The organism is Dakarella massiliensis, from assembly GCF_001182045.1.
Taxonomy (GTDB): Bacteria; Pseudomonadota; Gammaproteobacteria; order Burkholderiales; family Burkholderiaceae_F; genus Mesosutterella; species Mesosutterella massiliensis.
The window spans coordinates 196,838-212,281 of record NZ_CVTY01000007.1 but is presented as its reverse complement, the minus strand read 5'-3'; the positions used below and the strand labels follow the sequence as shown (position 1 = coordinate 212,281).

The window sequence follows — 15,444 nt, the reverse complement described above, 5'->3', positions numbered from 1 at the left end:
GAAAGGAAATCAGAATGGCTGAAGAAAATAAGAAAACAATCCGACTCCTGATGCCTCAGTGGCAGGGAGGCGATTATGACCTGCCGCCAGTGACTGGCGAGATCTACCCTCTGGGAGCCCGGCTCCTTTCCTTCCTTGCTCCGAAGAGCAAAACCACGCCCGAGTTTGAGGTTCCCGTGGCTCCCTATGAAGGGAAACACGGCTGGAAGACGAATGGTGTCTATCAGCAGGAGGTGGTGCTGAAGCAGCTTCATGCGGCCCGGGAAATCATTGACCGTGAGGCACCGGATCGTATTGTTGTTTTCGGCGGTGACTGCCTCGTGGATCAGGCCCCGTTCTCGTACCTCAATGAAAAGTACGATGGGGACCTCGCGGTTATCTGGGTAGACGCGCATCCGGATATTTCCACGCCTGAAGTCTTTGACCGGGAACACGCGATGGTTCTCGGAAATCTGATGGGGGACGGTGATCCGGTTTTCGCCCGTGAAGTGAAGAAACCGCTGACAGGTGGGCAGGTTGCCATTGTGGGGCCGAGCCGCTTCAATTCTCCGAAGGAAAGCGCGATTGTTGAGCGTCTCGGCATGAAAGTGTTCCCGCCGGAAACGGTGTTTGAGACGAGCACCGCGGTGACGGACTGGCTTAAGGCAAGCGGCCTCAAGCACGTCGCCATCCATTTCGACATTGACTCGCTTGATCCCCGGTTCTTCTACTCTCAGTTCCCGAATGATCCGAACGGCATTCCGTTTGACACCGCCCCCGGGAAACTGAAGATTGAACAGGTCACCCGTCTGATTCTTGATATTGGGAAGACGGCGGACCTCGTAGGCCTCGGTATTGCGGAACATATGCCGTGGGATGCCTGGAATCTGAAACGCATGATGGAAAGCCTTCCGATTCTGAAGTGATTGATTCATCCTTCAATCAGTCAAATGCCCGAAGATCTGTTTCGACCTTCGGGCATTATTTTCAGAAAGATTCCATCAGGGCTGGGAATTATCATCCGCCGCATATCGTTTTTCCAGCTCACGATAGCGATCAAGACCAATGAAGTGATTGAATTCGTTGAAGTCAATCATTCTGCTGAGAAACGCGTCACTGGTTCCGTCACGTGCCAGTTCAGTAAAAGCGTCTTTTAGGGTCTTAGCAACCAGATAAAGGGAAGCGCAGGACCAGAAAACCCCCGCGTATCCCATTTCCTTCAGCTCAGAGGCTGGAATAATCGGCGTTTTTCCGCCCTCAATCATGTTTGCGAAGAGATAAGTGCCGGTTCCCTCGAATTCGCGGGCCAGCCGTTCAACTTCACTCCGGTCCCGAAGCGCCTCGATAAAAAGGATTTCAGCGCCGGCATCTGCGTAAAGATGCCCCCGCCGGATGGCATCATCGACCCCATTGATTGCCCGGGTATCAGTTCGGGCCATGATGACCGTGTTCTTATCAATCCTGGCATCACACGCCGCGCGGATCTTTTGAACATGGATTTCGGCTGGAATAACCTGTTTCCCTTCCATATGACCGCAGCGCTTGGGCCATTTCTGATCCTCAAAGAAGATGCAGGAAGCGCCGGCCCGCTCATACTCATTTTCAGTCCGGATGACATTCAGAGCGTTGCCGAAGCCGGTATCCCCATCTCCAATCACAGGAATTTCAGTCGCATCACAGATCTGCTTCAGCGATTCCCGCATCTCGGTAAGCGAAAGCAGTCCGACATCCGGCTGACCCAGACGGGTGGCGGAGATGGCATAACCGCCCATTGCGAGACAATTAAGTCCGGATGCTTCGGCAATTTTCGCAGACAGCGCGTCATAGATTCCCGGCGCAATCATGAATGTTCCCGTCTCAAGATTTCTTCTGAACTCGAGACGTTTCTCTTCAGCGGTTTTCATGCCTGTGCTCCTTCAGCAAGACGGGAAAAGACCTGAGCTGCGCGCTCCCAGTTAAAGACGCCGCAGAGACAGCTCGCCGCAATTTTTTTAGCCGCCTGTTCCGGTGTCGTAAAACCGTCCTCTATATCCCGTACGAGTTTTTTGATGACACCGAATGAGACCATGTTGTGTCCGCACATGGAGGCAATTTCGAGAACGCCTTCTTTTGGCAGCTTGTCGGTTTTGCCAAAGATCCCAAGCGACACATTGGCCGTGTGAGGAGTCAGCCCAGCGCATCGACAGGAGGCCTTGACCTGATCAAATAGCCCTGAAACCACGATGGAAATACCGAGATCTTCTTTTTTCAGATCCTGGAGTACTGCCGTGACATCCTCAATATCCCTGAATACGGCGTGAGAGACTGTGTTGTCACGCGTAAGAGAGACCATCTCGGGCAGAGTCCGTGTGAAGGAATTTCCGGCCACGTTTCCGTAATTCACTGGATTATGAGCAGCAAAAATTTCAAGCGCCTGGGCGAGTTTCGGTGCGGCACCGTCACGTTTGACACCCCGGGCTGCCATTGCGAGAACCACATAGTCATGCGCAAGATCCGACTTTGAACCGCGCCGATGAAGAGTATGCGTCATGATGCCGCCTCCACTGGAAGAAACGGTCTGCCAAGTCCGACATTGGTTTTTCCGTTGGGACGATAAAAAATGCCGTTCTCTTCCAGAATCTGGATAAGTTCCGGCTCCGATTCCCCCGGACGGATCGGTTCGGCGAGAGCGGCGGAAAAAACGGTATCAACAGTCTTCCCCGCCTCTTCAAGAGCCTCTACCAGTTCAGGAACCCGGCTGACGGGAATCTCAAATTTAACGAGTGCGGAGAGTACCCGCTCCCCCAGTACCTCAGGATTCAGATCCCCATTTCGGTCGCTTGTGAAGAGAGAGGTAACCGGATTTTCTTTCTGAAACTCAACGTCAAGGCGGGCTAGGGCTCTGGTGACCTTCTGAACATCTTCGAAACTTGCGCTGATTCCGGGACGCCCGAGTTCCACCGCGACGTTGACGAACCCGGCACGCAGCCGGCCCGTAACGTCGTTGGTTTTCATTTCTTCGGTTCCGCGGCCAAGAACTCCGGTTGATTTATGAGGACTCAGGACATCAGAGAAAGCCGAGCGCAGGCTGCGGGGCCACGGCAGTTCCTGAGGTTCAAAAGCGTTGACGGGACAGACCCTGGAACGGAGACAGGCACTGCATTCGACACAGCGGTCCAGATTGACCTCTGAATGGTGCCCGTCAGCCGTAGCGCCAATAGCGCCGACCGGACACACCGGCCAGCATTGGCGGCATCCGATACATTGCTGATTGATATGCATTTTCTTCCCTTGTGAAACGGATTAGAAGGCGGCTACCACCGAGCCCTTGAACTTATCCTTCACAAATTGCTTCACTTCGGGACTTTGGAACGAAGCAAGGAGAGTTTTGAACTCAGGCTTATCTTTATCCTCAGTGCGGGTGACGAGAACGTTGGCAAAGTCTGAATCCGCACCTTCGAGAATAAATGCGTCTTTCTCAGGGGAAAGCTTGGATTTCACCGCCCAGCTGCCGTTGATGACCGCGAATCCCACATCGGGAAGTGACCGGCCGAGGTAAGCGCTGTCAACCTCGCGGAATACCAGGTGTTTCGGATTCTCAGCGATATCGTGTGTTGTCGCGTGTATCCCGACGCCATCCTTCAGCTTGATAATGCCGTTACGTTCAAGGAGCTGAAGACCGCGGCCGAGGTTCGCGGGATCGGCGGGAACGGAAACGAGCATTCCGTCAGCAATTTCAGTTTTGGTATGGATTTTCTGGGAATAAACGCCGAGCGGGAAGAGAACGGTTTTCCCAAGCGCAGTGAATTGATATCCCTTGGAGGCCTTGGCCTTCTCAAGGAAGGGAACGTGCTGAAACGCGTTGCAGTCAATATCCTTAGCGGCGAGCGCTTCATTCACCTGACCATAATCGGAGAATTCGATAATCTGAACATTCAGTCCCTTTTTGGCAGCGACCTTTTTGGCTTCTTCAGCGACTTCAGCGTGAGGTCCGGACAGTGTTCCAAGCTTGATCGTCTTCTGAGCAGAGGATGAATCGTTCTTGCTGCAGCCGAAGAGCGCGATTGCGGGAGTGGCTGCGATAGCAGCGAGAAGAATGCGGCGTTTCATGATTTGTGAGTCCCTATAGCATTAAGCATTGTTACCGTCAGTTTTTTGTGATCTGATTTGACGGAGCGTTTTTTGATTCTTCCGCATCTGAGCGACTATGGATGCGGAGCTCAGGGAACTTTTTGGGGTATTACCTGCTGATTTTCCTTAAATACGAAAAGTCACCGTAATATGTCAAAACCAATAGGGCTTTTGAGAGGCTGTGCAAATAATCTGCCCAATAAAAATGCCCGGACATTGCCGGGCATCCGCTGTGGATCAACTGAATGGATTCAGATTCCTCGGATCATTGTCACAATGACAAGCGCAGCGATGATGAAGAAGAACACCGCGCTCGTGCGCCGCAGAATGAGGGATGCCTGAGGTGACTTGAAGAATGTCCGGGCCCTTGCAACCGCAAACGTGTAGATCGTCATCACGGCAAAAACCAGGAACGAATAGACGACCGTCATGATCACAACCTGCGGAATATAGGCAAGTTTCTGATCGATGAACTGGGGAAGCAGCGAGATAAAGAAGACGAGCGGCTGCGGATTCGTGATCTGCAGCATAAAGGCTTCCGCGAACTGCCTGCGGCCGTTGTGAGCCGGGATTGCTCCGTCAGCGATGAGAGACGTGGCAGGCGCTCTCCAGGCCTTGATCCCGAGGTAAATCAGATAAGCAATACCGATAAAGCGGAGAACCGTGAAAATCGTCGGGCTGTTCGCGACGATCACGCCGAGCCCCGAAACCGACGCGGTCATCAGTACCAGAATACCGACAGCGAGTCCGATCCGACACCAGAAGTTCCCTTTCAGTCCACCCTGAATTCCCGTTGTGATGGCATAAACAACACCCGCTCCCGGAGCAAAAATGTTGGCGAGTGAAATAACGATGAACATGCTGAAAAGGGAAAGATTAAGCATCGGGCGTCCTGTAAAACAGTTTCAGCCGGAATCTGAGGGGAAAATCCGGCTGTACGGTGGAAATTCTAACAAAGCGTTACAGGAAACGCCTCTGCTACCGCTGTTCATCAAAAGGGGAGTGTGTGGCGGGTAAACCGAGGTTCTTCAAACATCATTCCTCTGATAAGCTCACTTTCACATTCAGAAAAGCACTGCATACATGGATTTCGCCTCTTACTTTGGGAACCTCGGCCTTCTTGGCGTCGCGCTGAGCGCCTTTCTCTCGTCCACGATTCTTCCAGGAACGAGTGAAGCCGCGGTGATTGCCTATGAGGCGGCTTTCCCGGGACGCACAGCCGCGCTTTTCCTCACGGCAACGCTCATGAATACTGCGGGAGCTATGACTTCCTGGGTTCTGGGACGGTTTATTCCGGAGGGGAAGAAAGTGTCCGAGCAGACGCTCGCGAAACTTCGCCGCTTCGGAACGCCGCTTCTCTTTTTCTCCTGGGTGCCTGTGATCGGGGACGCTCTGTCGCTTGGCGCGGGACTCATCCGGACACCCTTTATTCCAGCGCTTCTTTTCACGCTTCTTGGGAAAGGAGCTAGGTACGCGGCAATACTCGGACTGCTCTCTCTTCTGAAACCCTGAAAAAAAACGGCAGAGATGAACTCTCTGCCGTCTGTTTATACCGATTCCTGTTTTACTTTATGAGGTTAAGTAGGGAACCGGTGTTCGGGATTTCTGAACTGTTTTCGACAGGACGCTCAGGTGCCGGGAGCGCGCCGAGCGGATCTGCGGGGACCTTGCTCTTGGCGGCTTTGGCCGGAACAGTCTTGTTATAGGCAGCCGCGACGCGCCTTACATCCGCGAGTCCCTCCGGATCTTTCGCTTCAGCCGCGCCCCGGTACCAGTCATAAGCTTTCCGAAGATCCTTTTCTGTACCGATTCCGTTTTCGTAGAAAGAACCGATCTTCTTGATCACGGCAAGACGCGGCGGGACATTCTGAGCCGCGATTTCCGGGGATGGCGCCGCGATGAGGTACCACTCAAGCGCCTTCGCCGGATCCTTCTTGAAGTACACGCCGTTCTCATACATTTCACCGATCCGGATAGCGCACGTGATGTCACCCGCCATCACGCCCTTCTGATACCAGTCAAGCGCCTTCGGATAGTCAGGTTTTGCGCCGTTCGCGGTATCCGCTTCCATCTCAGCAAGATACCGGGGCGCCTTGAAGTTTCCAAGCGTCCAGGCCTTTTCATAGGCTTCGCGGGCGAGTTTCAGGTTGTAGAAACCGGAATCGTGGTTTCTGTAGATGTCGCCCATCAGGATGTAGGCATCATCATCCCCGCGGGCTGCTGCCTTCTTGAACCAGTCCAGAGCCGTTGCGAAATTGCGGCGCATGCCGCGGCCTTCCATGTAGATCTGGCCGACAAGCGTTTCCGCCGGACCGTAATTCTGATCAGCGCTTCGCTGCAGAAGATTCAGCCCATCCTGGCCTTTCGCGAGAAGCGAAACCCCACCGAGGAAGAATCGTCCCTTATAAGTGTCGTTCCGGTTCTGTTCGAGGAGCCATTCGCGGATCGCCGGGATCTTATAGGCCGCGTCAAACCCGTACATATGGTCGCCGTAAGCCTTCCCGCGGCTGTCTGTGTTTGCCGGAATCACGGTTCCAGCGGTAAACCGGATGAAATTGATCGGTTTCCCTTCGCTGTAGAGCGACTTCACAGCGGCGTTCTGCGAGGCAAGGGGGAGGCGGGCCGAAAACTCCGTCTCACCGATATCCGCGCCTTCCTTCTGAAGCACTGTGCGGAGCGCTGCCATCCCAACCGAGGCTTTCGGGTCCCCGGCGGAAGTCACATAGGTGAAATGATCCGAGGCGAGCGGCTTCAGGAGCTCCGCACCCCACTGGCTCGACACCATCAGAGAACCCGCAAAGAGATCCGGGTTCACGGTGTTGAAGTAGAAGGAGAGCATTCCGCCCATCGACTGGCCCGTCGTATAGACGCGGTCCCGATCGACGTTATAGCGATGCATGACGGTTTTCAGAAGCCGGTACGCGATCATCGCTTCGGGCGAAACCGTTGAATCATCCCGGGTCGCGGCTTCCGGTCCCTTGAATGAGGGGACAAGCACGATCACCGGTCCCTTCGCCTGGGTTTCAGGCGCGGCCCAGATAATGCCGCCCCAGCCCTGCATCAGAGGGGCTTTGACGCCCTTGCCGACAGTGCTCGCGTCCGCCATAAAGAGAACAAGCGGGCAGCGTTCTTTTTTGAGACAGACTTCCGGCACGTAGACGCTGTAGTCCATTTGCTGGCCCGAGACACCGTCGTGGAAGGTGCCTTCCCTGAAGAGCGAGGCTAGCGCGTCGCGTCGGGAAAGCAGTTCCTTATCGAAGGACTTGTCCGCGCCGCCCCATTCGCCTGACCAGGCGGAGCCTGAAGTCTGGGAGGCAGAGGCAGTGCCGGCAGCCGATGCGGTGCCGGAAGACAGAGCAAGTGCGAGGCTGAGGACGAAAGCAAGTTTTTTCATCATGGATCTATCGTCTGAAACTCATATTCCTCTGAGTCTAACGCGGAAAAGCGCTGGCGAAGGCAGAAAAGCCATTCGCCCGGCGAATAAAACCTCTCGGGGATCCCCTGAATAAGGCAATCTTTAGCGGCTCGCCTGACAGATCTGAAGGAGATGGCTGCTGAGCGGAGTCTTCAGCCGCCACACAATATTGATCGGAGCCGATCCCTGATGACTGACGTACACCACCTCTACGAGGCACGTATAGCTCATAGCGGATTTCGTTTCCGGATCCGTCCTTCGTTCACGGACAAAGAGGAAAATGCGGCTTCCCCGTTCCTCATGATGGAAATAGCGGGTCGCCGTTTCGCTCGTGCTTCTTGTCTGGGACTGGCTCTGCCAGTGGAACTCCCGGTCATTGATCGCGTAGTCCTCATACCGGGTGGAGGAGGTAAAGTCGCTCTCTGACTTATTGATTGTGATGAGGAAAACGTCAGCCTTCCGGTTTTTGAAGTACTTCACGCCTTCGCGCCAGGTGCAGAGCTTATCCATCGCGATCAGGATCTGGTTTCGGGTATAGGTGCAGCCCGTTTCAAACGGGATACCGTCCGGTGCCGGATCACAGACCACGGGAACCGAATTCCGGCTGTGTTCTGAAATCGTGAGCAGATCAAGGAGTTCTGAGGCGATCACGGGGTTCGCTCTCAGTTCTTCAATCCGGGACACTGGATCCGCCGTGTCCTTTTGACCCGAGCGGAGGAGTTCCGCGAACATTTCTGTGAGACGCCGCTCCCGATCGCCTTCGGTTTCCACCTCCATCCGGAGATCCGGGGTGCTGAGAAGCAGCCTGATCTGTCGGATCAGTTCCGGAGAGTCGATATCGGCCCACCAGCCTTTCGCAAGAGCCTTGTTCGCGGAAAGCTCAAAGTCTGTCAGCGGGAAATCTTCCCGTTTTCCAGCGTCCGCGCAGCATCGGGCAAAAGATCGTTTTGCCTGAACGTAGAAGGATTTCGCGGTAAGACGGTAAAAACGCAGGAAATTCTGAAGCGTCAGAGCTTCGCCCGAGTCGGACTCAAAGTTCCGGATCAGAGACTGCATCCGCGATTCGCCGCGCCCAAAGAACTGCCGGATGTTATCAAGAATGACCGCCTGAGCCCGCTTCTCGATTTCAATCACGCAGCCGCTCGGGAGTCCTGGGAACCCTGTCTGGATCTGCTTCACCGTGCCGCCGGTTGTGACGGAGAGAAGGGCACGGAACCGTTCTTCGAAGTTGTACCGGGCGTTTGCCTGCCCGACAAAATCGATCACCGTAAGACAGTCCTTCTGATCGCCGTATTTTCTCAAGCCACGGCCGAGCTGCTGAAGGAAAACCGTGAGACTTTCGGTCGGTCTCAGGAAGAGGACCGTATTGATGCAGGGGATGTCGACGCCTTCATTAAAGACGTCGACCGCCATCAGCGCCTTCAGTTTTCCGGTTTCCAGATCAGACGCGGCGCTGGACCGGACCCCGTCCGGGGTTGTTCCGTCGATCACCTCAGAAGGGATTCCGGTCTCGTTAAATAGCGCTGCCATGGCGCGCGCATGGCTGACACTTGCGCAGAAGGCGAGGCACTTCATGGAGTCCAGGTCTCCGACCTGCTTCTCGAGAGCCTTCAGAATGACATTATTCCGGAGGCCAGCCGCGCGTCCCTCGGTATAGAGCTCGGTGAGCGCGTTCGGGTCATAGCGGCCGTTCCGCTAGGTGACGTTTTCAAGCGACACCGGGTCATAAACCACGTAGTACTGGAAGGGGCAGAGGAGACCGTCTTCGATCGCCTGGGGAAGTCGGATTTCTGCGGATATTCCGTGATCGAAATACTGCAGGATGTCCTTTCCATCCATACGCTCAGGGGTCGCTGTCAGACCGAGAAGAATATCCGGTCTGAAGTGACCGAGAATCGCCTGATAGCTGTCCGCCGCTGCGTGATGGAATTCGTCGATTACGATGTAGTCGTAATAGTCTGAAGGGAAACGTTCGACCAGCTTCCGATTCAGGCTTTGTACCGAAGCGAAAAGCACGGACTCATCATCCGGCTTCCGGCCGTTCACCAGGAGCTCTCCGAACTCCGGTTTTCCGAGAACCGCCGCGAAGGCAAACTGGCTCTGCTCCAGAATTTCCCGCCGGTGCGCGACAAAAAGGAGGTGCGGCTCACGCCCCTTTTCTGAAACAAAGCGCCTCTGGTAATTCCGGAAGTCAAACGCCGCGATCAGTGTTTTTCCAGTGCCGGTGGCCGCGACGACGAGGTTCTTCCGGTAACCAAGAGCCCGCTCGGACTCGAGCTTCTCGAGAATCTGTTTCTGATGCTCATAGGGCTCAATATCAAACTTCATACTGAGCTTCAGTGGTTTCCCTTTTGAGCGGCTCCCTGCCTCAGAAAGCGCGGCCTTGACTGCCTCATCATCCTCTTCTGTCCCTCGGTACGGCGTAAAGCTGCCGCTTTCCCGGTAGCGTTCAAAGTTAGACGCGATCTGACGGAAGGTGTCCCCGAGCTCAGTTTTCGTGATTTTGACATTCCACTCACGGCCGGAGTTCACGGCTACTCGGGTGAGGTTCGAAGAACCGATATACGCCGTGCTGAACCCCGTTTCGCGGTGGAAGATATAGGCCTTCGCGTGAAGCCGGGTAAGGCCAGGGTTCAGCTCAATCCGGATATCCCCGCCGATTTCCTGCAGCCGCCTGATGGCGGCGAGCTCCGTGCACCCGGTGAAGCAGGTCGTGATCACGCGGAGTTTTTTCCGGCCTGGCAGAACGCGGTGAGTTCATCGAGCATCGGACCGATGCCGGAAAACCGCACAAAAGCCACGAGAAGATCAATCCGGTCCGCGGTCTGGATTTCGGCCTTCAGTTCATGAAGCAGGTTCGCGGATCCCCGGTCAGAATCGGTGATCAGCTTCGCGTACGTAACGGAGGTGGAAGGACGGGGGAGAGCAGCCCGCTTTTCGGCGATCGGATGCGCGGGATCTGCTTTCTTCTGAAGGGAAAGCAGTTCCTTCGGCGGGATTGCGAGGAGCGCGTCGTCCGTGACCGCGGGGGTTGAATCTGAAAGCATCCGGATCAGACGGTTCGCGAGGCTTACCTGACGCTCGGCCGCGGTTTCACCGATAGCCTCGTCATCGTTTGCCGCGTCATCCGCCGCGGCCTGCAGCGCCTTTTCAATCAGCTCTCCAAGGTACACACGAAGAAGCCTCGGGATGCCGACCGGGTCCGGCGCTATTTCTTCTGTCAGGTACGCCCCGCTGCTTCGGATTTTCTCCTGCAGCACTTCAGTCATCAGGGATTCATAAAGCCCGCAGGGCAGGGCGGGAAGGAGTGGCTTCGTATCCAGCATGGAAATTCGTAACGTCAGGTTTTTCCTGCAGCTTACCAGGGGGACAGGGGCCGGGATCCTCCAATACGGGAAATCCAGGAGACTGCGCACAGAAAACCCGAAACTCTCTGAAAAACGACTGAAAAAATGCCGGGGCAGATTAAAGCCGGATAAAGTTCAATACCAAATACCTCAATAATCGTTATTGTCACACGCTGAAATCAGCCTAATGCTGTGCGGATTTGCGGGGAACGTCGGAAATCCGAAATTCTGAAACACGTTTTAACAGAATTGAAAATGCTACCCTCTCCAATCCGCTAAAATTCTGCACAATCCGCAGGAACAGGCCCTGCGGCTTTTTGTGCTGAATAAAAGGCATAGCGGACAAAAGCTCTGAAACGCGTTGCGAGGAAGGAAGCAGTGGATATTGGTAAACAAAAACTGAGGAAATGGGCGTCGCTCCTGCTGGATACGGGAAAACGGAGCAACCTCATCAGTTTCAAGGATTCGAAGTCCTCGACCGTTGAAGTGCTTTCGCCGTCGCCTGATGAATTGTTTGTGAAAATTCAGAAGGACGCGACGTTTGAGGTGTTTGATCCGCGGCTCTACGGACAGCTGCTGGAAGAGCCGGCAGAAGAGGATTCGGGTGAGGACCTCTTCTCTGAAACCCCGCCCCAGCGCCGGTAAAGAAACCCGCGGACCGCAAGACCGCTTTTATGGAGCTCTATCAGAAGAAGAGCGAGACCTCGCGGAAAAACGAAATCCTCGTCTGGAGTAACGGCTCTCCCTCTCCCTTTACGGCGCTCAAAAATATCCGCCGCAAGGCGAAGACCCTGCTTGAAGAAACCGGCGTCAACGTCGCCTACATGGCGTTTGGGTTCATTCACTGGCGGGAGAGTGAGTCGTCGTCCGAATTTTTCCGGGCTCCGGTTCTGCTGGTTCCGATTCAGCTGGATCAGTCGTCCGCTGTCTCGCCCTATGTGATCCATACGACCGAGGATGACGTGATCGTGAATCCCACGTTCGCGTACAAAATGCATGAGGAGCAGAGAATTCCGCTCCCCGAGTATGACGAGGAGACCTATAAGTCGCTCTCGGACTATCTCGCCGCGGTCAATGAGATGGTTACCCGTCTCGGCTGGACCGTGACGTCAGACTGCCGCATCGGGACGTTCTCGTTTCAGAAGATCAATATGTACCGGGATCTCTTTGATAACGCGGACGAAATCCTTTCGAACGATAACGTGAGGATCCTGATCGGAGAGGGCGGCTCATCAGACGGCACCGCAGCAGAAGAGGAGCCTGAAGACGCTGATATCAAGAATCCCCTCACTGAACTCACAACGGTGCTCGACGCGGACTCAAGCCAGATCGGCGCGATTGAGCTCGCCAAATCCGGCCGCAGCTTTGTGCTCCAGGGGCCTCCCGGCACCGGAAAAAGCCACACGATTACCAACATCATCGCGGAATGCCTGAGCGACGGGAAGAAGGTGCTTTTCGTATCAGAGAAGCTCGCCGCTCTGAATGTCGTCTATGAAAAACTCCGCGCGGCTGGGCTCGGTGACTTCTGTATTCAGCTTCACAGCCAGAAAGCGAATAAAAAGGACTTCATCGGTGACCTGAACCGGACACTTCTCACGCCGAAAACCGAGGTTCCGGCTGAGGCGGCGGACGAAATCGCCGTGAAGGAACAGGCACAGAAGCAGCTTGACGCCTATGCGGAAGAACTGCATAAAACGCGCCCTGTCATTGAAAAGACCCTTTATCAGCTCTACGAGGTCTACGCGTCGCTCCGAAATGCCCCGAAAGTCTTTTGGGCGGTGCCTGACCTGCAGACCAAAGGCCGGGACTTCCTCATTGAAACCGTGCCGCTTCTTGAGCAGTTTGTGGACTTCGCGCCTTCGATTGGCTATCGCTACCGAGAGAACGCCTGGTTCGGCTACTCAAAAACCGATACGACTTACCAGGCAAAGGCTGAGACGCAGAAGAACCTCGGAGACGCTTCCAAAGTCCTCCGGGCACTCGTGCCGCTTGCCGAAGAAATTTCAAAGAAGTACGGGGGCGCCTGTTCGTCAATTGAGGAGGCCCGGTTCTGGCAGGAGTTCTTCGCTTTCGCGTCGAAGTCTCATGCCATCACCCCTGCGCTCTTCCAGAAAGAAAACTTCCGGAAGGTGACAGAAGGACTGAAGACACTCGAAGCGATCAGCTCCGATATCAAGACCCGCCGTAAAGCGCTTGATACCGAGTTCGATGCCGGAATCTTTGAGCTCGATGTCGCGGCTGTCAATGAGAAGCTGATCACCCAGTTCGATGGATTCTTCTCGCGGCTCTTTAACGGCGAATACAAGTCCATCATCCGGAAACTCAGGAGCTGCCGGAAGGATGGCGCGAAACCGTCTTTCGAAGAAGCGGTGGCGCAGACTGAGGCGCTTGAGGTCTATCAGAGAAAGACACATGAATTCAAAACCGCGGAGACTGAAATCCGCCCGTTCCTCGGGACTGCCTACGCGGGGCTCGACACCGACTGGACTTATTTTGGGAACCAGCTTGAGGCCCTGAAGGAAGTCCTCTCCAAGGGAGTTTCCTTTGGGAATATCGCGACTTACAGTGACTTCCTTTCCGAACGGAAGGCATTCGCGGACTTCGCATCAGAGCTTCAAAATGTTCTCAGCGCGGAGGCCGAGACTGCACTTTCAGGCGTATCAGACGCTTTTGATCCGAAGGTCTTTGATCTTGGGAAAACGGATGGACCGGCAGCCCTTGATAAGCTGAACCGCTGCCTGGCGTCCGCATCCCAGCTCGACAACTGGTGCCACTTCCGGGCGCTTCTCGAAAGACTCTCGGCGCTTGGCATTCTTTCTTATGTCGACCTGGCGATTGAGAAGCAGATCGAGCCTAAGGATCTCGTCAGCGCGTTTAAGCGTCTTTTCGTCTTCCAGTGGATTGATTCGATTCTCGCGTCAAGCCCGGTTCTCTATTCCTTTAACCGGATTTCGCAGGACAAGGCAATCGAGGTCTTCCGTGAGAAAGACACCGAACAGTTTGAACTGAATAAAGAAATTATCAAGGCGAAGCTTTCCGCTGAACGCCCGTCGCTTGATCGGGTGCCGCGCGGAAGCCCGGTTGCCATCATTCGTCATGAAGGCGAAAAGAAGCGCCGTCTGAAGAGCATCCGAACGCTTCTCACATAGGCTGGTGACGTAATTCAGACGCTGAAACCGTGTTTTCTCATGTCGCCTCTCAGCGTGAGCACTTATCTCACGAAGGGATCCGTGCATTTCGATGTGGTGATCTTTGACGAAGCGTCGCAGATCTTCCCGCAGGACGCTGTCGGCGCGATCTACCGCGCGAAGCAGCTGATCGTGGTCGGTGACTCGAAGCAGATGCCGCCGAGCAACTTCTTCAACGCCTCGATTGATGACGATGACATGGATGAGGAGACTGAAGACGTCACGAACTTTGACTCGATTCTCGATCTCTGCTCGACCTCCATGCGGCAGCTGCGCCTCCTCTGGCACTATCGCAGCCGCTACGAACAGCTGATCGCATTCTCAAACAAGAATTTCTACGATAATCAGCTGATTACGTTCCCGTCAACCAAGACTGATGCCAAGTGGATCGGTGTTGATTACTACCACTGCGACAGTCTCTTTGACCGCAGGTCTCACACCAACCGCGAGGAAGCGGAGTTTATTGTCGACCTGATTTATAAGAACTTCGAGAAGTTCCCGGACCGGAGTCTTGGTGTGGTGGCGTTCAGCGTCGCGCAGCAGGAACTGATTGACGATCTGCTTACCGCGCGCCGTCAGACGCGGCCCGAAATGGAGCCCTTCTTCCGGGATACGGAAAATGAACCTTTCTTCATCAAGAATCTCGAAACGGTTCAGGGTGATGAACGCGACACAATCATCTTCAGTGTCGCTTACGGCAAGGACGCCAAGGGGCGGCTCCTTCTCAACTTCGGTCCGCTTAACCGGGCAGGGGGAGAGCGCCGTCTGAACGTCGCGGTGACCCGCGCGAAATCGAATGTCCAGCTCGTTTCCTCGATGCACTACACGGATATCGATCTGAAGCGGACGAATTCTGAAGGCGTGAGGCTGCTTCGCGAATATCTCGACTACGCGGAGAATGGCGACAAAGCGCTGGAGCGTTCGATCAGCGTTCCCTCTGACGACCAGTTCGACTCTGACTTCGAAATGGAGGTCTGTGAGTTCCTGCGATCCAACGGCTTCTCGGTGGACTCACAGGTCGGGTGCTCCGGATTCCGGATTGACCTTGGGCTTCGGATGCCGGACAGCTCGGACTACGTGCTCGCGATTGAGTGTGACGGCGCGACGTACCACTCCTCGAAGAATGCCCGAGACCGCGATCGCCTCCGTCAGCAGATCCTTGAGCGGATGGGGTGGAAATTCCACCGCGTCTGGTCAACGGACTGGTTCCGGAACCGGGCAGAGGAAGAACGGCGGCTCCTTGAGGCGGCCACAAAGGCGATCCGAAACGGCGCATCCTACGATCCCCTGAGTGTCTGGGATTCAGCGAACTCTGCCACCAATCAGAAAATCGACACGGAGAATGCCGCGGCCTGAGGTATGGCCGATCTTCAGAAAGGAGAATTAGGTTCTTCCGCTTACTTAA

At 54.9% G+C, this 15,444-nt stretch carries 14 protein-coding genes and 1 pseudogene; 5 read left to right on the top strand and 10 right to left on the bottom strand.

The window, feature by feature from the left end:
- The first annotated feature begins 14 nt into the window (after nt 1-14).
- Nucleotides 15-905 (top strand): arginase family protein, encoded by an 891-nt coding sequence (locus BN1936_RS07335; RefSeq protein WP_049687050.1) that lies wholly within the window; start codon nt 15-17, stop codon nt 903-905.
- 75 nt (nt 906-980) lie between these two features.
- On the opposite strand, the gene BN1936_RS07330 is transcribed toward BN1936_RS07335, so the two are convergent.
- The 6 genes and pseudogenes from BN1936_RS07330 to BN1936_RS07310 form a co-directional block, all read right to left on the bottom strand.
- Nucleotides 981-1,883, bottom strand: coding sequence for an isocitrate lyase/PEP mutase family protein (locus tag BN1936_RS07330; protein ID WP_022444601.1), 903 nt, complete (start codon nt 1,881-1,883; stop codon nt 981-983).
- Nucleotides 1,880-2,509: a hypothetical protein gene (locus tag BN1936_RS07325; RefSeq protein ID WP_022444600.1), complete on the bottom strand. Its 630-nt coding sequence runs from the start codon at nt 2,507-2,509 to the stop codon at nt 1,880-1,882. Before BN1936_RS07325 ends, BN1936_RS07330 begins: the two co-directional genes overlap by 4 nt.
- Nucleotides 2,506-2,973: a hypothetical protein gene (locus BN1936_RS11760; RefSeq protein WP_022444599.1), complete on the bottom strand. Its 468-nt coding sequence runs from the start codon at nt 2,971-2,973 to the stop codon at nt 2,506-2,508. The genes BN1936_RS07325 and BN1936_RS11760 overlap by 4 nt, the downstream gene beginning before the upstream one ends.
- Before the next feature lie 117 nt (nt 2,974-3,090).
- A pseudogene (locus tag BN1936_RS11935) lies at nt 3,091-3,240 on the bottom strand (4Fe-4S binding protein); the annotation flags it as partial.
- Nucleotides 3,241-3,261: 21 nt separating this feature from the next.
- On the bottom strand, nt 3,262-4,068 hold the full coding sequence (locus tag BN1936_RS07315; RefSeq protein ID WP_022444598.1) for a MetQ/NlpA family ABC transporter substrate-binding protein: 807 nt from the start codon (nt 4,066-4,068) through the stop codon (nt 3,262-3,264).
- Between the two features lie 272 nt (nt 4,069-4,340).
- The gene (locus tag BN1936_RS07310; protein WP_022444597.1) at nt 4,341-4,973 is read right to left on the bottom strand and encodes a LysE family translocator; all 633 of its coding nucleotides are present in this window, start codon (nt 4,971-4,973) and stop codon (nt 4,341-4,343) included.
- 199 nt (nt 4,974-5,172) lie between these two features.
- On the opposite strand from BN1936_RS07310, the gene BN1936_RS07305 reads away from it, so the two are divergent.
- Nucleotides 5,173-5,601: a YqaA family protein gene (locus BN1936_RS07305; protein ID WP_022444596.1), complete on the top strand. Its 429-nt coding sequence runs from the start codon at nt 5,173-5,175 to the stop codon at nt 5,599-5,601.
- Nucleotides 5,602-5,653: 52 nt separating this feature from the next.
- On the opposite strand, the gene BN1936_RS07300 is transcribed toward BN1936_RS07305, so the two are convergent.
- The 4 genes from BN1936_RS07300 to BN1936_RS07285 form a co-directional block, all read right to left on the bottom strand.
- Nucleotides 5,654-7,486: an alpha/beta hydrolase-fold protein gene (locus BN1936_RS07300; RefSeq protein WP_049687049.1), complete on the bottom strand. Its 1,833-nt coding sequence runs from the start codon at nt 7,484-7,486 to the stop codon at nt 5,654-5,656.
- A gap of 120 nt (nt 7,487-7,606) precedes the next feature.
- The gene (locus BN1936_RS07295) at nt 7,607-9,088 is read right to left on the bottom strand and encodes a DUF3427 domain-containing protein (protein WP_325058621.1); all 1,482 of its coding nucleotides are present in this window, start codon (nt 9,086-9,088) and stop codon (nt 7,607-7,609) included.
- A gap of 111 nt (nt 9,089-9,199) precedes the next feature.
- Complete coding sequence (locus tag BN1936_RS07290) at nt 9,200-10,225, bottom strand: DEAD/DEAH box helicase family protein (protein WP_022444593.1); 1,026 nt, start codon at nt 10,223-10,225, stop codon at nt 9,200-9,202.
- Nucleotides 10,222-10,830, bottom strand: a complete 609-nt coding sequence (locus tag BN1936_RS07285; protein WP_049687048.1) for a phospholipase D-like domain-containing protein — start codon at nt 10,828-10,830, stop codon at nt 10,222-10,224. Before BN1936_RS07285 ends, BN1936_RS07290 begins: the two co-directional genes overlap by 4 nt.
- A 399-nt stretch (nt 10,831-11,229) precedes the next feature.
- Here BN1936_RS07285 and BN1936_RS11860 point away from each other — a divergent pair, with 399 nt between their 5' ends.
- Genes BN1936_RS11860 through BN1936_RS07265 form a run of 3 tightly spaced genes read left to right on the top strand, consistent with a single transcriptional unit; the run spans nt 11,230 to nt 15,395 of the window.
- Nucleotides 11,230-11,496 (top strand): DUF4011 domain-containing protein, encoded by a 267-nt coding sequence (locus BN1936_RS11860; RefSeq protein WP_022443073.1) that lies wholly within the window; start codon nt 11,230-11,232, stop codon nt 11,494-11,496.
- Between the two features lie 29 nt (nt 11,497-11,525).
- The gene (locus BN1936_RS07270; RefSeq protein ID WP_049687046.1) at nt 11,526-14,000 is read left to right on the top strand and encodes a DUF4011 domain-containing protein; all 2,475 of its coding nucleotides are present in this window, start codon (nt 11,526-11,528) and stop codon (nt 13,998-14,000) included.
- Nucleotides 14,001-14,039: 39 nt separating this feature from the next.
- Nucleotides 14,040-15,395 carry an AAA domain-containing protein gene (locus BN1936_RS07265; RefSeq protein WP_022443075.1) on the top strand — a complete coding sequence of 452 codons (1,356 nt, stop codon included), beginning with the start codon at nt 14,040-14,042 and terminating at the stop codon, nt 15,393-15,395.
- Nucleotides 15,396-15,444: the final 49 nt, after the last annotated feature.